A 25,494-nucleotide genomic window follows, 5' to 3' on the forward strand; every position below is an offset into this window, starting at 1 on the left:
AAGGGCATCTGGACATCAGACACCATAAGGGTTTAAATAAGAGGGGTCGCTTCTCTTCGGAGAAGTGGAATTAATGGAAACGAGATATGCAGGTAGAAAAGATAAACATTATTTTGTAGTCGCTTCTCTTCGGAGAAGTGGAATTAATGGAAACAGCCTTTCCTGACTTGCTTGTGCCTGCTTATCAATCTTGTCGCTTCTCTTCGGAGAAGTGGAATTAATGGAAACACTAATTGTTTGCTATTTAAGTTAGTATTAATTAACTGTCGCTTCTCTTCGGAGAAGTGGAATTAATGGAAACCCATAATGGCTGAAACTAGAGGCGGAAGATGGTCTCGTCGCTTCTCTTCGGAGAAGTGGAATTAATGGAAACTCCAGAATTCAAAGGATTTGGTATTTAGGCAATCGACGTCGCTTCTCTTCGGAGAAGTGGAATTAATGGAAACTAGGAAAAGTCAAGGTTAAGTAAGATGTGATGCAGGGTCGCTTCTCTTCGGAGAAGTGGAATTAATGGAAACTTAATGTATCATCAAGTGCCGGGATAAAAGCTTCTAGTCGCTTCTCTTCGGAGAAGTGGAATTAATGGAAACTTTTTGCTGACTTCATCCAAAAGCACTTTATACAACTCAGGAAGTCGCTTCTCTTCGGAGAAGTGGAATTAATGGAAACGCCGCCAAGTCTAGTGGAGTTTGGTCTACTTTTATTTCGTCGCTTCTCTTCGGAGAAGTGGAATTAATGGAAACTCATCATCTTTGTAGTAATTGAAAAGCGCTGTAAATAGCTTAGTCGTTTCTCGTTCGGAGAAGTGGAATTTCTCCAAATAAAAGGTCGAGATGTAAATATCCCGACCTTTAAAAGTATCTTGAAATATATATTTTATTTTTTACTGCTCATAAACCCTAACAATCGCCTCACCCATTTCCTTAACCTTAGCCAGCAATTCCTCTGGTTGCACTACCTTAACATTACCGCCAAAACCGACAATCCACCGCAGAAACTCCACATCATCCAAGTACCATGTAGGTAGTACCACTCGGAAGCGATTGGGAAACTGTTTACTTGTGGTTTTTTTCAGACAGAAAATTGACTTAGGTAACATTAATCTTCCGCCCTCAACAGGTGGAGACATATTCATTTGTCTTGCAGGGAATCTCTTAGTGCCTTCAGCGATAAATCTGAACATAGCGTCGTTAAACCACAGTTCTACTGTCACACAAGCCTGAGAACGTTCTTGTTTATCGTGGCTGAGAAACTGACGTTGGTCACTCGCACTATATCCCAAAAAAATACCCGCACTAGCAGCAGAAAGCTTCTGTAATTTCTGTAATGATTTTTCCTGTTCCTCTTTAGAACGGAATCTTCCTTGAAATTGACCTATGAACAATCTATCCAAACGCTCAAACCGGAACAGTCCTGCATACTTTCCACTTTCACACTCAAAACCTAAATACCACGCTTGGTTACAAAAAACGATTTGCAAAGGAAATGCTAAAAAAAAACTTTCTTCATCAAGAACAAACTTACCGCCGCCAGAAAAGCGATTTAATTCCAGTAATTGCCCTTTAGCTATTGCCTCTTCCAATTGCTCTAAATTCCTAGACAGAGCATCGGTTGGTAAAAACTTTGGGTCAATCATACTACGATTAGCAATCGCCCTGACAGGATACACATGATTTACCCCTAACTTACTTTTTAGCATCCGCGTGGCAAATGTTTCATAAATCTCCAGTGCTACAGGATCATCAAGGCTTTTAGCCTGAGACTGGAGAACATCAAACACTTTAGTTAATTCATGTGTTGATAAAATCGCTGTCCCTGCAAAATACCCATCTCTCAAGGGAAATTCTGGCAATATTTTATAAGGCTTGAGAACCTTTTCTATGTCCTTGCGGACAATATCTAAACCATCGCCATCGATAATCCCATTTTCCTTGAGTGCAGACACGAGCGTTTGTAGGCTTCCCTTTCCTGTATCTTGCAAAAATGGGTGGTGGAGAATCAAGCGAATGATTTGTATCAATCTCCGAAAGCTGTCGCAGTTAGAATAAGCATGAGTTACAAAAGTCGATAGAGTAATTGAGCGATCGGGTGATACGGTAATGCCAGAAGAAGGGGCAATACTATTGGCTCCAATAAGGGAATTTTGTTGTAGCCAGTGTAAATCAGATTCGATGGCATTTTTATTAGCATAAATCGCACCGCATAATTTATCCATGAAAGCGGTAACTTCCTCTAAAGAACTTGCAAACAGAGGAACATTACCCAAAATGCTTTCCAGCAAACTGTGGTTAGTAGTTTGCAGATTTCCAATTCCTGGATAGCGAATAATTAGAGAAATTAAATGCATTAAGCGCTCAAAATCCAGCAGCTTACTATAACCGTGTAAAGTAATGTGGCGATTACGATTAGCGCGGTTAGTAAGGGTACGAGGAAGCTGTTGGATTTGGGTTGGAATTTGTTGAATGTCGAACTTGGAAGAGGTGACATCGATTTCTTTGACAGATGCAAATCCCTCTGCTGCTACTGGAGGAAAGTCTTGCAGAGATTTGTACATATTCTCAATGATCGTGTCTGGAACTTGTCGGGTGCGCTGTTGATTCCAAGCTTTGCAAGTTGCCAAAGGAGTTTGCAAATACCACCCCATCCACAAAACCTCTTCCCCATGCTCTGCAAGGCAAGCAACAGATGAATTTAGCTTTATTAGCAAATCCATCCGCCACACACGCTTGGCATTGGTAGCATCATAGATTACCGAATCACCTTGAGCAATTGCATCAGCAATCTCAAAAATTACTTTTTCTTCTATCTGACTCCACTCACCCTGGATACTTGCATCGCCATAGAGTTTTTGGCGAATTGCATCAGTGGAGATAATACGATAATTCCCTAGTTTTGCTAACTCGACCGCGAATGTGGTTTTCCCACTACCGGGGATGCCGATGAGGAAGTGACAGATCATCAAGAGTTCAAGGATAAAAGTTTGTCTACTTTAACTTTTAACTGTTATTTGTTTGTTGTCTAGGCTTTTCAAGCGAATGACGACGGTATTAATCAAGGGTTTAATTAACTTAGCTTCTGAAAGAGAGAAGGGTAAGTAATCGGATTGTTTTTAATTCCAATTTCACCCAATCGAAAGGGTAAAACCCTTCTTGAAATCCCACCCTGGTTCTGGCCAGTTTCCATTAATTCCGATTTAACCCAATCGGTAGGGCGTTTGTAACAAGTTAGCTTGTGAATGTAATCACAGGTTTCCATTAATTCCGATTTAACCCAATCGGTAGGGTTTGGAGTTTAATCATGTATATTACTGATATAGACGTTTCCATTAATTCCGATTTAACCCAATCGGTAGGGTCAGTCTGTAGCTGTTGAAATCGATAACATTCTGAACGTTTCCATTAATTCCGATTTAACCCAATCGGTAGGGTCTTTCTTAACAGCTTGTGGAGCCCCCTCTCTTGAGGTTTCCATTAATTCCGATTTAACCCAATCGGTAGGGTTTGGACATGTTTATTTTCACGATTTTTATTATCGTGTTTCCATTAATTCCGATTTAACCCAATCGGTAGGGAGTTCGTCTAGGAGGCTTTGCCCCGTAAGGCTTTCAGCCAACAAATCGACACACCTCTGAAAAAGAGTATATATCTTATGTGAAATTAAGTAAAATACACACCTCAAACCCTTGTTATGTAAGGCATCGACACACCTCAACGAAAAATATAGGGTTTCGGCGATTCGGCGAGGTGTGTAGATGAACATCTCAAACTTCCCGTTAAGAGTTAATAGTGGCGTTGCATAAACAAGCGATGCAATTAATGTATTGAAATCTAAAACTCCTCATACTCTCTGCGCGTCTGCACCTCCGCGTGACATAAATCATCTCACAAAAATGCAATACCTTAACAGGGTACACAATTAAATCTTGCTCAGACATCCAAAAAATATTTCGTCATTCGCATGAAAAGGTATTTACATTCTCGATTTTTCCGAGAAGATGTAAATGTCACAGTAATTCCCCTAGTGCTACATAACTCCAAACTTGCACAAAACCTTAAATACTATATGTGCTTAATTGGCTTATTTTATTCCTAGCTTACCTCTGAAAATTAAGCGATTAATTGACAAAACAAGAATTATTACAAAGTATAACTACTGAGTACAAGTTCAATTTCTTACTGTAATTTAGACAAGACCGCATCCAGTAACTATGGTAAACGTGGCCAAATATACAGCAATAACCTTTGCTCCGGTGCAAGGGTTTATCGAGAAATCTCGTAAACTCCGAGACTTGTATGGTGCATCTCTGATTCTCTCCTATCTTAGCCAGCAGCTAGTAAAAGAAGCTGAAAAAACTACAACAGTCATTTCCCCAGCAATCCCTAACCTCCAAAAAGGAATGCCAAATCGCATTCTTATTAAGGGAGAATTTTCAAAATCAGAGGTAGAAAAAACCTTATTATCCGTGTGGAAGGGAATGTTGAAGGAATGTCGATGCTGGATAGAGGAGAAATTACCTGACTATAAATACCACTGGGAGAGGGAGTGGGCAAACTGGGGAAACCACGCCTGGGAAATTTTTTGGGGAGAAGGCGATAGTATTCAAGCGGCGATGGATGATTTAGAAACCCGTAAACTTTCCCGTGGGTGGACTGCCGTCAACTGGATTGGGGAGAGTTCTAGTTTAACAGGTACGGATGGAATTGCATTTCCCGGATTAGGTGGAGAAGCGCGAAATCCTAAAAATCGCCAGTGGACTATAGAAAAAGACGATATTAAAACCTTCTATAAACGCCTTGCTTGTGTATTAGAAAATCGTTCTCAAGATGCAGAACCAGAGGGTAAGTTTTTTGCACTCAATGAAAAATTAAGTGTTCCTGAATTAGTGAAACGTTTAGTCACCCTGCCAGAAATTGCCAACAATTTAGGGATGTCTAAACTAGAAAGCTTCAGCGAAATTTATCGAGGCCCCGAAGCCAAAAATGAGCAAGGTAAAGGACGCTGGACAGGTTGGTTTATGGGTGATGGCGATGAAGTTGGAAAACACCTAAAGGAATTAGCAGACTTAGAAAATGGTGATGACGAACTGAAAAATTTTAGTCAAGCGATGCGTCACTGGGGGAAAGACTTTAGCAGAGACTTCCCCCAAGAAATCGGTCGGGTGGTTTATGCAGGTGGAGACGATTTTTTAGGCGTAATTTATCGAGACAAAGATCAAGAACCGATTACAGCCCAGCAAGCTTTTGCATGGTTAATCACATTACCCCAAATTTGGGAAAGACATGACCAAAAGATAGGCTTAAGCGTCGGATTTGTTTGGGCAGGTTCTAGCGTCCCTCAAAGAGATATTTTACAACATTGTCGTGAGGCAGAAAAGCTAGCTAAATCTTCAGGGCGTGGGCGAGTCACCATCCGAATTGTCTTTAACAGTGGTCAATATGTGCAATGGACTTGTCCTTGGGATTATTTAAATATTCTGACCAAGTATCAAGACAGAGAGAAAAAAGCCAACTGGAGTCACATTTATCAAGATTTAGCTCAATTAGAATCCCGACGTGCTTTTAATCTTGATAAAAAGAGCTTTGTCGAAAAATTCGCTATTGAATTCTTTGACATTTACTTTCCAGGTGAAGGCAAAGAATTACTAAATTATGAACGTGCTAAACATCTTGTGGGTTTTGATGATGAAGATGCTCCTTATGACAGAGCAAAAGCCACAATTGATTGGATTAGCAATTTAATTAAAGTAGGCTGGCATTTATGTTCAAATACCTAATCACTATTCGTCCCTTGGGATTAATGTATGGAAGTGCAGGTGCATTTCTTTCACCAGAAAATCTAGTGGGTCGTTCTGGTGCTAAATTCCCGCCAGAAGCTGCGACACTCTCAGGCTTAATGTTTAGCGTTAATAAGACAACAGAAAAGTTTCCTCAAAGTGAGTTGAGTACTAATCTATGCGTTGCAGGCCCATTTTGGGCGAAATACAACGAAAGACAAAATTTTTATATTCCTATCCCTTGGCATAAAATAATTGCCAAAAAAGCCGTTGATGAGTGGCAATTAAAGGATGGTAAATGGGAGCTAGAAAATAAGAGTGAGAAACTAGAACCAGATTATCGTTGGCAAACAATCGATTCTTGGGGAACCCCAGCTAAAGCAATCAGGACTAATGAATATAAATCTGTTGCTGATAATCCTTGGAAATACGTTTCTTTTTTGCATCCCAAAATTAAATCAACTGAACGGTGTGTAGAAAACTCCGATGGACTTTTTCTAGAAAATTCTGTCCAAATGGCAGACGATACCTGTTTAGTTTATCTATCAACGTATCCTATAGAAAACGGCTGGTATCGTTTTGGTGGTGAAAATCATGTTGTCGAAATAGAATGTGAGTCAATCAAAAATAAGAAATTTTTAAATCTATTAAATCAGCCAATAGAACGCACCTTTGCCTTAATTACACCAGCTACATGGGGTTCTAACCGTTTCTCTCACCGCCATCCTCAACATGAAAGCTTCCCTGAAACCGTAGAAATGCTAACAGATAAACCAGTACCCTACCGTTACCGCGCCAAAGGGAATTTAGGAAGGGGACGTTACGCGGTTCCGGCTGGTAGTGTTTATGTGCTTGCAGAACCTTTAAATAAACCTTGGTGGTCATGGGATGAAGCATGGTTTCCCAAAGAAGGTTACAGCCTTAAACGTGTAGGATGCGGTTTATGTTTGCCAACAGAAATTAAAGGAGTTGCCTAAAATGTACAAAAAAGCTTATGGAGTTATTGAAACTTTAGCACCTCTGCACGTCGGTGCAACTGCTGGAGAAGAAAGCGGTAATTTAAACCTCATCTTCCGCGACCAATTTACTCAAACAGGTATTCTTCCCGGTAGTTCGATTCGCGGTCGCCTGCGTTCAGAAATGCGCCTGCTAGATGGAGAACAAGTAGCAAATTATTGGTATGGCAATGAAGCAGGTTCAGAACAATCAGAAATTAATAACGAGTCTATTATCAAATTTGAATACGCTTCTATTCTTTGGCTACCAGTCTTTTGTCCCGGTCAACCAATTGTGTGGGTAACTAGTCCACGTTTACTCCAACGCTACCAAAGAATTGCTGGCGATACTGTCAAATTTAATGGTAAATCTCTCAAAGAAATAGATATACCAGACCCCTATACAGGCTCCAAGAACTTAAAAGCACGAGAATCCCAAGGTAAAAAGACTTTGTTTTTCAATTTAGGATTTTTGACTATCAACAAAATCGTAGATTTATCCCCTTGGTTCCCATCAGGAAAAGAAAAGCCAGCAGTAATAGTAGACGATAGTGATATTTCCATGATTCATGACATGGCTTTATATCGTCAAAGTCGCGTGCGCTTAAAACCTGACCAAAAGGTTGTCGATGGTGGTGGCTTCTTTAACACTGAAGCTTTACCAGAAGGAACTATTTTAGTCTTTCCCATCGCCATCAAAGATGATAAATCAGGTAAACAATGGGAACCCTTAAATGGTACTCAAAGCACAGATATTTATCTTGGTGGTTTAGAATCCATTGGTTTTGGTCACTGTAGTTTAACTTTAAATGGGGTGTGAATATATGACTTGGAAATCTTACGACTTAGACCAAGAAGCACAACGCCTAGTCCTCAAACACCGCGACCAAAAAGGTGTTATTGGTCAATCTCACAAAATGCGAATAACTGTAGCTTACGGCTTAGAGAGGTTTTGGGGAGAACAATTGCGGCTTTTAGACAAAGAAAAAGCCAAAGGCGAATATTGGCGCGATACATGGAAAAGCTTTGTCAAAATCATGCAACTGGCTGGAATTAAGCTTCCTCAAGAAGATGTCAGCAATAATGACACCCAAAAAATTCAGCAATTCGCCGCCAAATTATGGGAACTTCCGATTGAAGACCAAAGAATTTGTTTAGCTGTGCTTACTCAATTCTGTGACAGTTTGGTTTGGTGGACTCAGCGCTACAAAAAATCAGGATTTGCAGATGAATAATAGTAATGAAGTTCCGTTAATGTTTCAAGCGCAAATCTCAGGGCGCGGGCAGATTCAATATATCAGAAATCCCGAACAGTCTGAGAGATGGGTTGATGAATGGGTAGAAGGTTCTGCAATCGACCCTCCCACATTTAACACCAATGTTAAAATAAAAGAATATAAGATAACTTGGCGCTTTGTTTCTAACAGTGGGCAAGACGAAGATATAATTCGGCCAGTCATCGCCGCTAAAGGATTTCCATTTTACCCAGGCGCAAGCATGAAAGGTGCTTTTTTACGTGCTTGTACCTCAGAACAGGGTGTAAGGTATTGCGGTGGTAAACTAACTAGCAACGATGCCATACCAGGAATTCTTCGCTTTCATGGGGGTTATCCTAAAGATGCAACGTGGGCTGAAGAACCATTAATTGATGTAGTTCATCCTCAACAAGATTGGCAAATTAAAAATAACGGTAGCCACTCAGCATTTATTCAGATATCTCTCTATCAACCTACCTTAATATTTGGCATTTCTAGCACCGAAGCACTAGAAGCTAGTGAATGGGAGATTATCTGGAGTATTTGGGATAAAGCTATTGAACGAGGTATTGGTTCTAGAGTTAGTGCTGGTTATGGTCAACCGATAAATCACCCAGAAACTAAATTAGTCTCTGTTAATCTGCGTGGACAAGGATTAGCCTCACAATTAATTGATAAAACAGGCGAGTTTCGTCCCAATATTTTTAAAGCTGCTTTACGTGGTCACACCCTGCGGTTATTTAGTGGCATTACTGATGAAAATACAGCCGAAGAATTAACTAGAGAACTTTGGGGCGGATTTGCAGGGAGAAATGGTGCTGTTGTCGGGCAGTTAGGAATTGCTTTTAATGCTGTTGATTTAGAAATGGATGTATATCGGTATGGGAATGTAACCATGCCTATTTATGAATTAAATGCAGGAACTTTAAATATTCTTAGCATGGGTAATACCTCAAAAGAATATAAAAAAGAATTAAAAACATTAGCAACACAAATTTTAAGATTTGCTATGCTGCTTGGTGGCTTTGGTAAATCTTGGCGACGAATTGACCATCGCCTATTCTTTCCAGAGTATTTAAATGGTAAACCCATGATAGGTTGTCATTGGGAATTCCCCAAGCAATCAAATCAATACTACTTCCCAGTAAACAGCCTCAGTCACATTACTAATATTCTGAATGATATTCATAAGACTGTAAATAACTGGCTGAAATTAAAAGATAAAACCCCAAGTAATAAATTAACTTCTTGGCGCGAATCATTCCATCCACAGAAAGTTCAAGTCTGGGGACGCCTTGCACAAGATGAAGATGATAGTTTAGCTGTGAGATGGTTTCACGGTAATTACCAAGGAAGCAAATCAATTAAAGGCTCAAGCCTCACAGGTAAGATGAGTCAGATTGGTAGAATTTGGCATCGCATGTATCCGCATTACAAAATCAGAGACGGAGAGATGAAACGTCAGGGAAGAAGGTATGTAGAGTTATTCACCATTTTTCCTGATAAAGAAGATGAGAGAACAAAAGAATTTTTAGCTTTCTTAGCAACCAGCGGATTTACCAAACTTTGGGGGGAGTAAATATGAGTATTTGGATTATCACAACGGGTAATAGCGATGTCCTCCTCAAGCATAATAAAAGTTGGGGAAATTTATATGATGAAGTCAGATATGATTTGGAGTGTACAGAGTTTGCTTCACCTACCCAAAAAGACCCCTATAATAAAGAGGCTGGATATACAATACCTGCTAGGGTTTTAGGTCTAGTATATGAAAATCAGCCTGATTATTACGAGTTAGATTTAAAGTTTCCACTGCTTGATACTTATTATCAATATTTCGTAGAGCAAAGTATCAAGCCGGAAAGAATTATAATTCTGCTCACAGACCAATATCAAATATTCAATCAAGACAAATTAATTTATGAGAAATGCCCCTACTGGCAAGATACTTGTACACTTAAGCCTCTATTAGAGTGGTATTTGCAAGGAAAATTTGACTGTCAATTAGAATTTTTATATCTTGCACCAAAAACTGATGATAAAGGTATAGATAATTGGAATGAAACTCTTTATTTGGTAGAAGAAGCATTCCGCAAGTTAGACTTTAATCCACTAAAATCTGTTTATGTTAGTCATCAAGCTGGAACACCAGCGATATCTTCTGCTGTACAATTCGTTAGCTTAGGCAGATTTCAGAAAGTTAAGTTTTTAGTTAGTAATGAATATTTTGATGAAAATTCTGAACAGAAATCTAAATCAGAAGCTATTGAAAGCTCTAATTATTGGCGGGGAATGCAGATTCAAAAAGCAAAGCAGTTAATTATAGGAGGCTTCCCTGGCGCTGCGCTCAAAATTTTAGAAGATATAGATAGAATAGACAAAGCCGCTATAGCTAGCTTAGAGAAGATTGTTGATTTTTTTAATCTCCATAGTACTTTAATAACTAGTGGACAAGATTTTGAGATTCCCCAAGCTACTCAACGAATTGTTGACAGTCTTGATCTGATAAGTTTTTTCTTTAATCAGAAAAATTATCTCCAAGGTATTACTCTACTTGCTGCTGCTCAAGAAACTTTTTTGAAAGTTGCAATTGTATCACAAGTAGCAATGATTAATCAAACTATTAATTTATCAAATGGAGATACTCGAAATGTCTCCGAATTAATTGAATGGGTTCCACTAGGGTTACATTTATCTAAATCTATCAAAAATGAGACCAATACTTTTAAAATCGATATTCTACGAATTCTTAAATTTCCAGTTGAGAAAATCAATAATAACTTTGGAGTAACTAATAAAAATGATTTGCTCATTGATTGGTTAAAAAATATAGATAATAATTTTCATGATTGGCCTTTACTCAGATGGTATTGTTATAAAAACAGGAATGCTAATGATGATCTTCGTAATCAACTAATGCACAATTTGCGTGGTGTAGAAGATCGGGAAGTGATAAGCTATCTTTTAGGATACGAAAACCATCAAGCACCTGATGTAATGACTGCTTATGTAAATTATGTTAAACGCCCATTCTTAGAGGCGATCAACTATTTTAAACTTCCTTATAAAAGAGAGAAGTTGAATAAGAAACTTCAAGAAGTAGCAGACTCTCTTATTTAATAGCTAAAGCTATAAATAAAATTAAGAGTGTAGAAATAGCCGGAAACTTGGAATGCGATATCGCTATTATTTGGAATTTCTGTAGGTATTTTGGTGATTGAATAATCTTTGCTATGGTCAAGGATCTACTTTTTGCTTTCTAGAGTGGAAGCTCTTGCGGCGGGGTCAGCAAAAGCGGGTAATGCTTATTATCTCGTAGACCCCGCCGATGTCCTGCTGTTTAAGGGTTTCAGGGTTTTTATGTTTGTGTAATATGGTTGAATTTAGCTGTAGACCTATACCCCGTCGCAAATGGCATCTGGACATCAAGCACCATAAGGGTTTAAATAAAAGGGGTTAGTCGCTTCTCTTCAGAGAAGTGGAATTAATGGAAAAATCTTTTAACTACTTATCTAAATAATTGTTTAACGTTAGTCGCTTCTCTTCAGAGAAGTGGAATTAATGGAAACAGTATATGCAAATCCATATCTACTTGTTATTTCTATGTCGCTTCTCTTCAGAGAAGTGGAATTAATGGAAACTATTGAGAAATACTAGTATGCGAGAAACTTGAGGTCGCTTCTCTTCAGAGAAGTGGAATTAATGGAAACGCCTATTTTGGCTTTTCGTTGTGCCGTTTTAAATAGTTTATGTCGCTTCTCTTCAGAGAAGTGGAATTAATGGAAACAATAATCTTGCTACATTTGCAACAAAGGATGATAAGGTCGCTTCTCTTCAGAGAAGTGGAATTAATGGAAACTTTATAACATAGTAGATATTATAGAGTTTCATACTACGTTTCCTTCTGGTCGCTTCTCTTCGGAGAAGTGGAATTAATGGAAACATACAAGTTGAGCCACAAGCATAACCCTTCTCACACTTGTTATGTCGCTTCTCTTCGGAGAAGTGGAATTAATGGAAACCGCCCAGCCTTGTAATGGATAGCCAAATCTTCTGATAAAGTCGCTTCTCCAAAGAGAAGTGGAATTAATGGAAACCTGTAAATAAATGCTTACACCAAAGGGGTTAAAAAGTCCTTTATCCTTGTCGCTTCTCCAATGAGAAGTGGAATTAATGGAAACTAACTTAAGTAGATTGCATACATACTTACACTCATCAGTCGCTTCTCCAATGAAAAGTGGAATTAATGGAAGCTTAAGGTCAGCGAGTTTCTTGGATTGAAGTTGCTGCTCTGTCGCTTCTCTTCGGAGAAGTGGAATTAATGGAAATAATGTAGTGCCATCGCCTATTTGACCGTAGCTGACCGTAGGAAAATCCGCGAACCCCTAGCTGTTTTTTTAAAGATGCTAATTTTCGAGCCTCAAACCCCTACTGCAACTATTCTTGAGCTATTACAAACCCAAAGGAGGTTCGCGCACAACCTGAAAAGCTTACACTAGGGATGTTTAAAGCATTTTTGTTCAAAAGGAAACTTGACAGGCAATGGCTGAAACAGTAATTTTGGATCAGGTTCACGAAAATGGGCGCTGTAAGTCCTTTACTTTATGGCTTCTAGCCCCCAGCAGTCTCCACTAACTATGCGGAGGCGAATTAATGGAAAATGTAACATTAGTTTCTATAGTTGCAGTTTGCTTAATTGGCGTCTCCACTAACTATGCGGAGGCGAATTAATGGAAAATGTAACCGCTGTGTAACTGCCTTCATTTCTCGGTAGTCTCCACTAACTATGCGGAGGCGAATTAATGGAAAATCCTGGCGGAAGCGCACGGTACTGTAACCGCTTGTAGAGTCTCCACTAACTATGTGGAGGCGAATTAATGGAAACTCTTCCGGTAGCCGATCGTATGACCTGATTCCTGGTCTCCACTAACTATGTGGAGGCGAATTAATGGAAACATAACTTTTAACTCTACGAACGTTGCCATTTTCAGCATGAGTCTCCACTAACTATGTGGAGGCGAATTAATGGAAACTCTCTTAAAGATTCTGGAGCGACAGAATTAAATTCGTCTCCACTAACTATGTGGAGGCGAATTAATGGAAACTTCTTTTGATGGGTAGTCGTCGAAGTCTGGTGGCTCAGTCTCCACTAACTATGTGGAGGCGAATTAATGGAAACTTATCTACCGCAGTCTGAACATCCGCGGGGACAGTGCCAGTAGTATCCACTAACTGTATGGAGACGAATTAATGGAAATAAGTCGTTGTTAGCGTGGTAGCTTATCATCGTGTGGTCTCCAATAACTATATGGAGGCAAATTAATGGAAACTTATTAACCTACTCGATAAACTGAAATCCACAAATCGTCTCCACATAATTAGTGGAGACGAATCAATAAAAACTACAAATGCGAAGCTTCCCTTTTTATTTCTCCGTTCTTTCTCTTCAAGTTTGCGCCGTCACTAAAATAACAACTAAATAATAAAATGAGAATTTACCGCTCCAATACTTCTAACTGATAAATTCTCAAAGATGAATATTCTGTCATTAAGCGCCAGTAGCAGTGTTCTGGTGGTAAAGAAGGTCTGTCATTACAACGATATAAAAATACTGGCTCATCTCTCAGAAGTCCTGTCAGTGCCACTTGTTTCCAGTCCTGTTCGCCTAAATCCCAAATCAGATGCGACATACCTTGGTATCCTGCATTCATTAGACTAGCAAAGAGCCACTCTATAATCTGCTGAATTTGTTGCATCTCAATCGCACTATCACCTTGACCGTAGCATTCGATTTCAAGCTTATTAGATTTTGGCTTTATCAGTCCTAGCAGTAAGGACGGGATTTTCAAAAGACTGTTCATTATCCAGAGACACCCATTAAATATATTTATGGTGGGAGAAGGGTAATTTTAGTCTTCCCAATAATTGAGATGGTGTATCGAATATCTATAAATATTTAATTAACTGTTTTAGTCTGGACGTTTTAGAATTTAACAGTTAAAAATAATTTATTGTTGTATAAACGTTTCAACACAAAGTTTATAGCTGATGATTAAATTGCAATCTCAGCAGTATTTCATATAAATCATTAAATAATTATATTTATGGTTGCAGCTACCAATAACCAAGTTGTTGCTTGGAAGTTTATTGAAACTGAGTCAACTGGTGGAGCAGGTTATCAAGGTGAACGAATTGTTTGGGACACACTTCGTCAGAACTTGATGCAAGGAGAAGGGGTTGCAATATGGGGCTACCGCGCTTTCTCCCACGAGGAACAAACTCGGCGTGAAATGGATATTTTACTTGTTAGCAAGGATTTGGGGCTAGTCATCATCGAAGTGAAATCTATCGCTATCAATGATATCGAGAATGTTGAGGCTAACCGATGGAAAATGATAACTAGTTTTCACAAGAAATACCTCGCTCCGATCGAGCAAGCTGAAAAACAAGCGTTTAGTATCATAAATCGCTGCGACAGAAATCCGTTCCTTTACGAGAAGGTTGCAGCAAGAGTTATTGTAGCTCTTCCGAAAATTACACGCCGTGCTTGGAGAGGTAAAGGATTTGACGATAACCATCTAGCCTGCCCACCAATTATCTTCAAAGATGATTTAGAACGGCAACCAGATTTACTCTATTACATTGTTAATAATGCTACGGTTATTCGTCATGCTGCTTCAACTTTGAACGACCAGCAATGGCAGCATTTACTTAAAGAAGTTGTCTCTCCGATACCAACGAAAACGCCTCCAGTCATCCAAAACACTACACCGTCACCGCGTAGTCAAGCTATCGTTCACCTGCATGAGTGGATTAGCGACGTTGACTGGCAGCAAACCGAAATTGGAATGCAAATACCTCCAGGGCCACAGCGCATTCGAGGTACGGCAGGTTCAGGTAAAACGCTTTTGCTATGCCAGAAGGCAGCGCGGATGCATTTACGTCATCCGGATTGGGATATTGCTTTAGTATTTTTTACCCGCAGTCTTTATAACTTAATTATCGAACTCGTAGATCAGTGGTTACGCTACTTTAGTGGTGGAGAGGTTTGCTACAACGCGAAAGGTTCAAAACTAAAAGTATTGCACGCTTGGGGTGGAATAAACCAAGCAGGACTGTACAGTACGATTTGTAAAGCTTCTGGCGTGCAACCTAATGTTAATCATTATTCTAATTTAAATCCACAAGCTGCTCTAGCTGCTGCGTGTCGAGATTTGCTTGAAGTGACAACAATACCACCACAATTTGATGCCATTTTAATTGATGAAGGACAAGACTTAATTATTGATGACGATACACTAAAATTTGAAGGCAAACAACCATTTTATTGGATGGCGTATCAAGCCTTACGATCGCCAGAAGCAAACCAGCCAGAATTGCGACGGTTAATTTGGGCTTATGATGAAGCACAAAGTCTAAACAGCTTAGTAATTCCTACTTCAAAGCAAGTTTTGGGAAGCGAACTCAGTCAAATCATCGGTGGTAGTAGTGGGGGATTCTATCTTGGCAAGATTAGAAAAGCTCACGTTCTAAAACGTTCGTATCGCACTCCCAGGTGTATTCTCGCTGCTGCCCAAGCCTTGGGTATGGGGTTACTGCGACCCAACGGAATGTTGGCAGGAATTACCAACAAAAAGGATTGGGAGCGGATTGGCTATCAAGTAACCCAAGGAGATTTTCGCATTCCTGGAGCAACTGTTACTTTAACAAGACCCCAGGAAAATTCACCCAATCCTATACAAACGCTTTGGGATAAAGAACTGATATCGTTTCAATCTTACAGTTCTCGACAAGCCGAACTTAAAGCTTTGGCTAATTGCATTAAGCATAATATTGAAGATGAAAAGCTAAATCCTAGCCAGGATATTTTAGTAGTTGTATTGGGGAATAGTTTTGAAACCAAAAAGCTCCAAGAACAAACTGCCAATCATCTTTTGGATGCGGGAATTAATTATTATATTCCGACTGCACCAACAATTAATTGTTTTCCGGATAATAAGCACAATGTTTTTCCAAACCGTTTTTGGAATTCAGATAGCGTGACAATAGCAGGAATTCATCGTGCTAAGGGTAATGAAGCAAGCGTAGTTTATGTTGTTGGCTTAGATTACATTGCCCAGAATGAAAGCAATATTACTGCACGCAACCAACTTTTTACTGCGATGACCAGAACTCGTGGTTGGCTTTATTTAAGTGGGATTGGTAACTATCCTATGTACCAAGAGATTCGTCAGGTTATACAAAGTGACAGCACTTTTACCTTCACGTTCCAACGTCCTAAGCGTGATGTGAGCGAATAAGTTTGTTCAATTACCAGGAAGTAAGAGGGATAAATTTCTTCATCACAGAGACAAGCCATAAGGCATATATTTATACGGTTAACCGTATAAACGTTATTTAACAGTTTTATTTTAGTAATACATTATTCTATATTTCTGATCTCAAAAGTTATAAATATACTCAATAGACCTTTTGACGCTTTACCATTGTTTTAAACGGCATATAGCATCTTTGGCATTCTCCCTTTTCCCACAAAGCAGGGATGACAAAAGTTTCTTGACAACCTGGACATTTCGATAACAAGCGCAGTTTGTGGCGTTTGCACCCAGCTGTTGATTGAAATTGCCACTCGATTCGATGATACGGTTGATCTGTATAGCAAGCCGCACACAATCGGATTGGCTCAAGCTTCATTTTTTCACCTTTGGGCGGCAGCATTTCAGTTAACCTGTCTGCCTCTAAACCGATTAGTTTGCCAATCGCTGCCAATTGTTCCTGAGTTGGAAATGGATTAAACCTAAATTTTTCCCACCTTGCCAACACTGGCCCAATCCCTGCGGCTTTACTCAAATTAGCAGGAGAAGATATACAAACTAATTCATGACGGCGAAATCGACCAAAGTAATGACTGATGCTTTCTCCTTCATAAGGTTCCAGATACCAAGGTGTAGCTTGTATTTCTTCTCTATCCATAATTTGTGTTTTAAAATTTAGAATCTATATTAAACTGTAATTTGAATTTAATCAGCATCTATGAATTAAATGTCTGTATATTTTGAGATTGGCTTAGAACAAATGCCTAACGCTTTAGAGATATTTTGAGGATTAATTTGAACTCTACTGTTGTTAAGTTTCCAAGCCGCGATCTCACGAAGATTTTCATACAGTGGTCTAAGTTGCCCTTGAGAAGCGTCGTGTAGAACTTTAACTATGTCAGTATCCATTGCTAAGTTCAATGGCTTTGACCATCGTAATCCTGATATCTCCCACTCTTGAATTACAGTTGCCGTATCCGGCTGAGACAATAAACTAAATTCGTAATATTTTAAAAATGTATTATGAATGTTGATATATTTTTTCTTTTTGAGAGAGTTCGGATTAAAATTATCGTTTAGATAAAGGGAACCAGTTAAAATAACTGAAATTTTTGTTTTTTCAAAAATTCGTACAAGTTCGTTCAAGGCTGCTAACGAAAGCCACTCTGCATTATTGACAATTAGTATTTTGACTCCATATGCTTTAAATGTTCCCCAAGTCCGTGAACGCAAATCTCGCAAAGGCCCAAAATCAAGCGGATTGGAAAGAAAGCTCAAGATTAAAAGAAATAAATCAGTAGGTCTGCAATGTTGTTCAACTTCGATATATACAACTGGGGCAGGAACCTGCAATAAACCGCCTCGACGTTTAATACGTTGCTTTGTGTAATAGTCTAATGCTTTGGATAAACCCAATCGGTCAACCGATGTAACACGACTACAGATTCTTAAATCACGCCACTTATCCAAGCTAGTGAACAAATCAGTATCCCGTTGCAGCCCTATATACGGATCAATTCTGCCAATTCGCTCAATTTCTGCTTGGAGAGATGATTGGCTTTGTTGCTGTCCAGACTCCTGCGTGGTTGGTTTCGGTTCAGCATTATCGCTTTGCTTAGTCTCTGGCTGTTGCTTAGACGAGCGGCGCAGTTCTTCTGGTTCTTTAATGGGTTCGCTAGATTGGCTCATTTATGATTACCAGTTGTTTTCCATGAACTCATCCCAGTCAGAAACAACAAATAATGCAGGTTTCACTGAAATCTCGTTTTGTTTATATTTAGACTCTACAACTTTTGGGGATGATGAATCGAGCGCAGGTGAAATAGTTTTATTAAGAGAGGTAGAAGGAATACTGTTGTCCTCTGTCTCCTGCTGCAAACTAAAGGAGGAAGGGTTTAAGACCCCTATTGAATTCACTGGCTTTAAATCAGGAGGAGCCGCATCCTCTTGTAGCTCGTTTCTTCTGTTCTCTGCCTCCTGCTTTCTGCTTTCTTCAATTTTTTTATCAGAATTTTCAGGATGCATCTGTACAACATTACCGTGATTAGATTCACTTGTAATACGGAATTGCTCGGTTTTTCGTCTTCCTCTAAGAGTCTTTGCCTTATCAAGTGAAAATGCTAGTAAATCCCGTTGTTGTGCCAGGATTGAAGTCTGATCAACTTTTTTACAGTCTTCCCGGATTTGATTCTTGCGGTCTTGCAACTCTTTTAAAGACAGCCGCTCTTTATCCAAGTCTCTAGCCCTGATAGTACCTAAATACTTTGATGGTTGTCCGTTCTTCTCCCTTGTATATATGAGAAGATAAACGATATTGCTTGGATTATATCTTAGTGCCACTTCCTTTCCTTCGTAAGGCTTTAAAAAATTTGCTTTTTGATCAAATCGCCAATGTCCATCATCATCTTTGATTAAACTAGCTGTATATTTTAGTCCATTAAACTCTATAGTTCCATATTCTTGCACTTTTCGCTTTGTCTGTTTCATTAAACAGATATCAAGTTCTCGCTCGTTATCAGGTAATTTTGGCTTATAATTAGGCAACCCTGTTAACCATCTATCTATGAGTACTTGACTAGTTCCTTTATAAAAATGTTGAGTGCTGTGAGCAAGAAAATGTTGAACCAATAGCTTCTCATACTCTTCAAATGAAACACAAGCTTTTTTTTCAGCATTCTTTGGACGCTCCTGCAAGTTACCTCCCTTGTAGCCAATTATTAGTGCTGCGAATTCAGTCTTCAGTTGCAAAAACAATCTCTCTATCACCCCGCCTTGTTGCGTATAGCGACGAAGACGCAGTTTAATGCCCCCTAAATCAGTGGCAATATGTGTTAAATGTGCAGACTTGAATTCCTTCGCTCTATCAGTAACAATATATTCAGGTAGTCCACAAGCTTTCCAATGTTCTTTGAGATTATATTCTGGGCCATAGTGTTTGTGCCAAATTGCGTGCCGGAGTGCTAAGGCAACTTGATAGGAACCTGGAGATTCAAAGCCTATGTGATAGCCCATCACACAACTCGACCAGGTATCGATAACCGCAGTAATCCAAACACAACCAGCTAGTAGTCCATTCGCATCTACTAGTAAATTATCCAACGGGGTATGGTCAATTTGCCAAACCTGATTGCTGCGTATAACAACTATATCTTCCTCTACTGATTTGCCATCTTTTTTTTTGCAATCAGTAACTTTGATGATAATGCCTGGCCCTTGCCCTGGATTGCGAACTTTTTGATTTTTCTTTTCGATAATAGGGTTTAAAACCTTGTACACAAACATATGTGAAGGGTATTCTCGTTTTTTTAGCCCTAATTTTAGTTCAGCGTGGGAGCAGACTTGGTTATAAACAAGGTTTGGAGTTATTCCTAAGCCTGCTTTTTTAGCCTTCTTATAACAATTTTGGATAAATTCCACCCAATAGTTAACATCATTCTTCCAGTGCTTAAAGCTTTGGAATTGACCTGCATCGGAACGAACAGCTCTAGCTATGGCAGCCAAACCCTCTTTCTCTACCTTTGCTAGCCATCGCTTAATTGTTCTAGGATGCTTTTCGAGTTTTTCGGCCCATGATTGAATTCTTTCCTCCTTAACTTCGTCTGAAGCTTGAAGAATATCCTCGATCGCCTCAACTTTAAGCATTACCTCCTTTTTTTTATCCAAATCTTCGATCAACTCAATCAGGATTTTGTATTCCTTAGTTTTTGGTTCTTCATCCTGTATTTGAGGTATTTCAACATCTTGAGAAGGTAAAGATAATTCACTGACCGAAATATCTGCTTCCATAAGTTAAACTAATAGTTTTTTGAGTTAGTTGGAGAAAAGGCATTTATCTGTTTAAAGAAATTTTATAGATTTTTGGGAAAAAGGCAAATAGCTGTTTAAATCGGATGTAAGAGTAGAAAGACCATGAAAATGCCTAAAAAGCCTATGCAATAAGGCTTTACCCTCAAATAAACTGAGTGACATTAAGTGTCTAAAACTGACAAATATCTGTTTAATGTACAGTACCCGACAAAAACTCCACCCGACCGGACTCACTTTCCCCGTCGCAACCGCATTATTGCAGGCTTAAGCCGCGCCATTCTGGTAATGGAAGCGCCTTTAAAATCTGGTGCCTTAATTACTGCTACCTACGCAAATGAATTTGGTAGAGATGTCTATGCATTACCTGGAAGACTTGACGATTATCCATCCCAAGGATGCTTAAAGTTACTGAGTCAGGGAGCAACTTTCATTCTTAAAGAACTAGACGAACTGTTAACAATGCTAGGAGCAATACCACAAATTGATGCGATTGAAGCTTCTACAGCACCAGAACAGTTAATGCCAACTTTATCGCCAGAATTGCAAACAGTAATGAATGCGATCGCAAGTGATGCTTTACCCTTCGATTTTATTGTCCAACAAACCGGTATGGCTGCTGGCTCAGTTTCCAGTGCTTTGTTACAGTTGGAACTTATGGGTTTTATTTCGCAACTACCAGGTATGCGGTATCAAAAAAGTTAAGAATTAAAAGATAACAACATTATTTAGATTTATTTTTCGCAATTTAATCATCAGATTTATAACAGTTCGTAGTGTTCGCGTAGCGTCTGGCAGAGAGGACTTTAGTCCTCAAAATAAGGGGTACCGCTTACTACAAACTACAAATCCGATTGTTTTGTGACACTTGCGTAAGTCCTAACAATATAAAAATTTTATTTTTTTATATAAAAAAAATTGCAGAAGTGGGGAAAATAGGAAGGTTGAGTCCACTCTGGGGATAAGGGGCGAGGGTAAAAGTATGGAATTTCCCCTTACCCTTTAACCTTTAACATGCACCCCAACCGGAAAGCAAAAGTTACTTTTACAAGATGTCTACTGTCGATCGCAAAGTAACAAAAAATTACATTGCTAGCCAATATATATAGAATAGAGATGCCTTAATTTCGCGTTTCTGCATTTTACTTGTTTTGGCGATCGCAAAAAAATCCCTTAATTCTTATTATTTGTCGTTACCCACATCTTTTTATCTTTAGCTTAGTTGCTATTGTGCCTCGAAATACAATTCCGAGGCTAATAGTTCAAGTTCTCTTAACTGGACTAAACAACAATTCACCTCAAGTTCGGTTAAACACTTATCCGAACATGATTTAAGTCCACTTGAGTGAACAGTAGCTCAAAGCCACAGAACTTAAGTTTTAGACAAGATATGGTTTAGCATAATACTTTAACTGTCACCAAAATGTGAGTAATGACGAGATTTTCAATTATGGGGATTCTCTTTTTGCTTGTTAAAGCCTAAATTGGTTCAAATGACTACGGGGATTATAAGTACGTATAGCCCGGATTTTTTCATAATATTCCCGCTCTTGTTGGCTGAGGTCTTTTGGTGGAACGATCGCCACTTTCACCAACTGATCGCCGCGTCCACCTTTGGAGAGGGGCCAACCTTTGCCACGTAAACGTAGAGATTGACCAGAACGCACTCCTGCTGGTAGTTTGACATTAACTGAACCATCGGGAGTGGGTACATCAATAGACGCTCCCAGAGTCGCTTCATCTGGTGTGATTGGCACTTCGCATACCAAGTTATCGCCTTCCATTTGGAAGAAGGTGTGCGGCTGAAGTTCGACTTTTAAGTATAAATCTCCCCGTTGTTGAGTCATGGGGTTAATCTGACCTTTGCCTCGCACCCGTAGACGAGTACCAGTTTTAGCCCCAGATGGGATGTTGACATCTATTGTTTCATTACCTAAACTGAAGCGCTTTTTCACACCATTAAATGCTTCAGCAAAAGTTAGAGCGATCGCAGCTTCGCTATCCTGCCCAGTACCCGCACCTCCATCTTGAAACCCAAAATCGTTAAAGCTGCTGCTAAAATGAGTTGAGGTACCTGGAGAAGTGCGGTAAGAGTGACTTCGTGCCTGACTTTGGCGCGCCCCACCACGAGGGGGAGGGCCACCAAAGCGTCCTAGCAACTCATTAATGAACTCATCAAAATTGCCATATTGACTGAAGTCAAAGTTACCCATATCGGGAGCAGCACCACCAGATGGGAAACCTTCACCAGCTTGTTTCCAATATTGACCGAATTGGTCGTACTTTTTGCGTTTATCTGGGTCTGACACAACTTCGTAGGCTTCGCTAACTTCTTTGAAGCGTGCTTCTGCCTGTTTGTTGTTTGGGTTGACATCAGGGTGATATTTGCGGGCTAGTTTACGAAAGGCTTGTTTAATTTCTTCTGAACTGGCAGTCTTGCTGACTCCCAAAATAGCGTAATAGTCCTTGAAGTCGGTTGCAGCCATCTACCAGCCTCCTAATTAGAAATTCCCGTTATGTTTATTTTTGAAAATGAGATATTTAATTTGCCTGGTATAGTGCCAAACAAAAGAATATGATTTTAAATTAACAAAAAATATAGAAAATCAAGTGTGGTTCTCGCTCACCAAGGAATCGCAATTCCCGTACTCCGATTTTTCTGATAAGCGGCTCAGGCTGTCTAATCCTTCTCCTCGACTTGGGGGAGCATCCCGGAGTTGACGGTGCATCCGCAAAATAATTTCTTCTGGAACTTGGCGCGATCGCTTTTTATTCCGTGCTAAACACAGCCAAACTGGTGTATCCACCCAAATTCCCCCAATGTCGGTAAAGCCCAAGTTACGTGCTAAAGCAATGACTTCACGACGATTGCGGCGCTGGGCATTGGTGGCATCAAAAATAGCTGTATTAGTTGTGGAAATAGCTTGCTGAAATTGCCGTTCAATTTCGCGCCAAATCAGTAGCCACGGCCCTTGAACAGCTTGGGAACCGAACAATTTCCCCCGAATGGCATCGGTAGAAATTAGCGCCATTTCAGGGGATTCTGTCAGTAATTGTTTTGCCAAAGTTGACTTCCCGCTACCTGGAAGACCAATCAGTAAAAAAAGTGAGGAGTGAGAAGTTAGAAGTGAGGAATTAAAAGTGATGAGTGAGGAGTAATCAGAATTTTTAGTCATTAACTCATAACTCCTAACTATCAAAATTTTTAGTCATTAACTCATAACTCCTAACTCCTAACTCTTAACTATCAAATGATAGTTCCATCAGGAATTACAGCATTTTTCAGTACGACAACGATGCCACTACGGATGTAGAAACCTTGACTTTCTCGGTCAGCTTCTTGCACGTTATCTTTATTGATGATTTTGACATCGTGACCGATACTGGCATTTTTATCAATGATAGCACCGCGAATAATCGAGTCAGTACCAATACCTACAGGAATGTCACCTTTTTCTACGTTACATTGGCGTTCTACAAAAGCTTGATAAAAATCTGCACCCATGAGTAGGGACTCTTCGATCACACAACCAGATTCAATTCGCGATCGCACTCCCAACACTGAATGTTGAATGCGGCAATTTTTCAAAATGCAACCTTCGCCAATAATTGATTCTGTGATTTGGCATTCTAAAAGTTTACTTGGAGGTAAGTAGCGAGCACGGGTATAAATTGGCGCTTCTTCATCGTAGAAACTAAAGGGTGGCTGGGGCTGCTGAGTTAGAGCTAAATTGGCATGATAAAATGCTTCGATTGTTCCAATATCTTCCCAGTAGTCATCAAAAAGGTAAGCTTGAACGTTGTAATCTTTAGAGGCATCAGGAATAATTTCTTTGCCGAAATCAGTCCTTTCTACACCTTCTCTCAACAACTTGAACAAAACCTCTTTTTTAAAGACATAAATCCCCATTGAGGCGATGTAAGGCTGTTGCTGGGCTTGTTCTTTTGATAATCCCAGTACGCTTGTATCAACTTGCATTTGGTGTAACGCTTCACCTTTGGGTTTTTCGCTAAAATCGATGACTCTACCAGAATCATCAATTTTCATCAAGCCAAAATCTGAGGCGCGACGCTCATCAATGGGGATGACTGAGAGAGTAATATCAGCCCCCGTTTCCCGATGGCGCTGGATAAACTGGCGATAATCCATACGGTAGAGGTGATCGCCTGAGAGGATTAGATATTCTTCTACATCCCATTCTTCCATTAACCACAGATACTGACGTACAGCATCGGCTGTACCTTGGAACCAGTTGGGGTTTTCTGGTGTTTGTTGTGCAGCTAGAACTTCCACAAACCCTTCATTGAAGCCAGTAAAGTTGTAGGTACGGGCGATGTGACGATTCAGGGAAGCTGAGTTGAATTGTGTCAGGACGTAGATTTTGAATATTTCGGAATTTATGCAGTTACTAACAGGGATATCGATTAAGCGATACTTCCCCGCCACTGGTACTGCTGGTTTAGCGCGGAGTTTGGTTAGTGGGTAAAGTCGAGTACCCGCGCCACCACCAAGAATGATTGATAATACTTTCTTCACAAAATTTCTCCTGACTGCCTTTCAACTCTCACTCTCAGTTTAGGACTGTCTGCCACCACAGGTAAGGGGGATCGTCTGATTCTTTGGGATGAATTTTACAGAATGCTACTAGTAATGGATAGTGCGGCTGATAAGGAGAAAAGATAGAACATTTGTATTAATTTGGATGAGGAATGGGGTGCGATCGCTAGACTGCTCTGACAAACTGTCAACTATCAAAGATTATGACAGTGAACCTTAGATTAATTGAACCTCTAGTGATCGCTTCCCAACTTTTGCTTATATTTGCCTATTTACTAAAAAAGGTGAAAGGGGTAAAGGAAGAAGAAGAAAGAACTTTTCCCTATATGGTACAAAGCCCCTGTTATTAAATATGCATTGAAGTTCAAAGAAGATTTTTGAGGCACACAATGCGATAAACATCAGCGTCCATACTTGAAACCCCTGTTTTTAAATATGGGGTTTCCTTTCCCCTTTAATCTTCCCCCCTTTTCCTTCATCATTTTTAGATTTATCTTCAGGAGAATTATCACTTTTAGGGCTAGGTTGAGTGCCTGCATCAGAGTTGGGGCTGGCATTGGCTAGTTTTTTTGGAATATTTTGACTTTTTATAGAGGTTGTATCGTTGAGCAATTTATCTTTATTCACTTTTAATTTCTCCTTAGAGTTAATTACTGTGGTCTTGGTGAATTGTAATCGTTAGAGGATGTTTTAAAAGGGTCTTTTGCTCTCAGATTGAGCACTGCAAAGTATCTCATTACATGACTGAAACCTTGATTCTTCGTCAGAGTTAACCTAAGTTATTACTGCAAAA

At 39.6% G+C, this 25,494-nt stretch carries 16 protein-coding genes, 1 pseudogene and 2 CRISPR repeat arrays; of the genes and pseudogenes, 8 read left to right on the forward strand and 9 right to left on the reverse strand.

What is annotated here, in order from left to right:
• Positions 1-45: 45 nt before the first annotated feature.
• Positions 46-743: a CRISPR direct-repeat array (repeat unit 36 nt; unit sequence GTCGCTTCTCTTCGGAGAAGTGGAATTAATGGAAAC).
• A gap of 140 nt (positions 744-883) precedes the next feature.
• A complete protein-coding gene (locus RMY64_RS29150) occupies positions 884-2,959 on the reverse strand; it encodes a WYL domain-containing protein (protein ID WP_322701822.1) in 2,076 nt (691 codons plus the stop codon).
• Between the two features lie 216 nt (positions 2,960-3,175).
• Positions 3,176-3,571: direct repeats of the CRISPR family, unit length 36 nt; unit sequence GTTTCCATTAATTCCGATTTAACCCAATCGGTAGGG.
• Between the two features lie 636 nt (positions 3,572-4,207).
• On the opposite strand from RMY64_RS29150, the gene RMY64_RS29155 reads away from it, so the two are divergent.
• The 6 genes from RMY64_RS29155 to RMY64_RS29180 are packed head-to-tail and all read left to right on the forward strand — an operon-like array spanning position 4,208 to position 11,144.
• Entirely contained in the window at positions 4,208-5,773 is a 1,566-nt protein-coding gene (locus RMY64_RS29155) for a Cas10/Cmr2 second palm domain-containing protein (RefSeq protein WP_322701823.1), read from the forward strand.
• Positions 5,758-6,750, forward strand: a complete 993-nt coding sequence (locus RMY64_RS29160) for a type III-B CRISPR module-associated Cmr3 family protein (RefSeq protein WP_322701824.1) — start codon at positions 5,758-5,760, stop codon at positions 6,748-6,750. The genes RMY64_RS29155 and RMY64_RS29160 overlap by 16 nt, the downstream gene beginning before the upstream one ends.
• Before the next feature lies 1 nt (position 6,751).
• Positions 6,752-7,588 (forward strand): type III-B CRISPR module RAMP protein Cmr4, encoded by an 837-nt coding sequence (cmr4, locus tag RMY64_RS29165; protein ID WP_322701825.1) that lies wholly within the window; start codon positions 6,752-6,754, stop codon positions 7,586-7,588.
• Positions 7,589-7,592: 4 nt separating this feature from the next.
• A complete protein-coding gene (locus tag RMY64_RS29170) occupies positions 7,593-8,003 on the forward strand; it encodes a hypothetical protein (RefSeq protein WP_322701826.1) in 411 nt (136 codons plus the stop codon).
• A complete protein-coding gene (locus RMY64_RS29175) occupies positions 7,996-9,603 on the forward strand; it encodes a hypothetical protein (protein WP_322701827.1) in 1,608 nt (535 codons plus the stop codon). The genes RMY64_RS29170 and RMY64_RS29175 overlap by 8 nt, the downstream gene beginning before the upstream one ends.
• Positions 9,604-9,605: 2 nt before the next feature.
• Positions 9,606-11,144, forward strand: a complete 1,539-nt coding sequence (locus tag RMY64_RS29180) for a hypothetical protein (RefSeq protein ID WP_322701828.1) — start codon at positions 9,606-9,608, stop codon at positions 11,142-11,144.
• Between the two features lie 2,375 nt (positions 11,145-13,519).
• Here RMY64_RS29180 and RMY64_RS29185 read toward each other — a convergent pair.
• Positions 13,520-13,885 (reverse strand): hypothetical protein, encoded by a 366-nt coding sequence (locus tag RMY64_RS29185; protein ID WP_322699952.1) that lies wholly within the window; start codon positions 13,883-13,885, stop codon positions 13,520-13,522.
• Positions 13,886-14,128: 243 nt separating this feature from the next.
• On the opposite strand from RMY64_RS29185, the gene RMY64_RS29190 reads away from it, so the two are divergent.
• Positions 14,129-16,324 (forward strand): ATP-binding domain-containing protein, encoded by a 2,196-nt coding sequence (locus tag RMY64_RS29190; RefSeq protein WP_322701829.1) that lies wholly within the window; start codon positions 14,129-14,131, stop codon positions 16,322-16,324.
• 160 nt (positions 16,325-16,484) lie between these two features.
• On the opposite strand, the gene RMY64_RS29195 is transcribed toward RMY64_RS29190, so the two are convergent.
• From RMY64_RS29195 to RMY64_RS29205, 3 genes are all read right to left on the reverse strand, one after another.
• Complete coding sequence (locus tag RMY64_RS29195; RefSeq protein ID WP_322701830.1) at positions 16,485-16,997, reverse strand: TniQ family protein; 513 nt, start codon at positions 16,995-16,997, stop codon at positions 16,485-16,487.
• A gap of 65 nt (positions 16,998-17,062) precedes the next feature.
• Positions 17,063-18,028 (reverse strand): ATP-binding protein, encoded by a 966-nt coding sequence (locus RMY64_RS29200; protein ID WP_322701831.1) that lies wholly within the window; start codon positions 18,026-18,028, stop codon positions 17,063-17,065.
• Positions 18,029-18,034: 6 nt separating this feature from the next.
• Entirely contained in the window at positions 18,035-20,125 is a 2,091-nt protein-coding gene (locus RMY64_RS29205; RefSeq protein ID WP_322701832.1) for a transposase family protein, read from the reverse strand.
• 219 nt (positions 20,126-20,344) lie between these two features.
• On the opposite strand from RMY64_RS29205, the pseudogene RMY64_RS29210 reads away from it, so the two are divergent.
• Positions 20,345-20,848, forward strand: a pseudogene (locus RMY64_RS29210) (DNA-processing protein DprA); the annotation flags it as partial.
• Positions 20,849-21,615: 767 nt separating this feature from the next.
• Here RMY64_RS29210 and RMY64_RS29215 read toward each other — a convergent pair.
• The 4 genes from RMY64_RS29215 to RMY64_RS29230 all read right to left on the reverse strand — a co-directional run bounded on the left by RMY64_RS29215 (position 21,616) and on the right by RMY64_RS29230 (position 25,328).
• The gene (locus tag RMY64_RS29215) at positions 21,616-22,629 is read right to left on the reverse strand and encodes a DnaJ C-terminal domain-containing protein (protein WP_322688830.1); all 1,014 of its coding nucleotides are present in this window, start codon (positions 22,627-22,629) and stop codon (positions 21,616-21,618) included.
• 120 nt (positions 22,630-22,749) lie between these two features.
• Positions 22,750-23,319, reverse strand: coding sequence for an AAA family ATPase (locus RMY64_RS29220; RefSeq protein WP_322673775.1), 570 nt, complete (start codon positions 23,317-23,319; stop codon positions 22,750-22,752).
• 71 nt (positions 23,320-23,390) lie between these two features.
• Positions 23,391-24,680, reverse strand: a complete 1,290-nt coding sequence (locus tag RMY64_RS29225) for a glucose-1-phosphate adenylyltransferase (protein ID WP_322688831.1) — start codon at positions 24,678-24,680, stop codon at positions 23,391-23,393.
• 450 nt (positions 24,681-25,130) lie between these two features.
• Positions 25,131-25,328, reverse strand: coding sequence for a hypothetical protein (locus RMY64_RS29230; protein ID WP_322701833.1), 198 nt, complete (start codon positions 25,326-25,328; stop codon positions 25,131-25,133).
• Positions 25,329-25,494 lie beyond the last annotated feature (166 nt).

This window comes from Nostoc sp. DedQUE08 (genome assembly GCF_034530895.1).
GTDB lineage: Bacteria > Cyanobacteriota > Cyanobacteriia > Cyanobacteriales > Nostocaceae > Nostoc.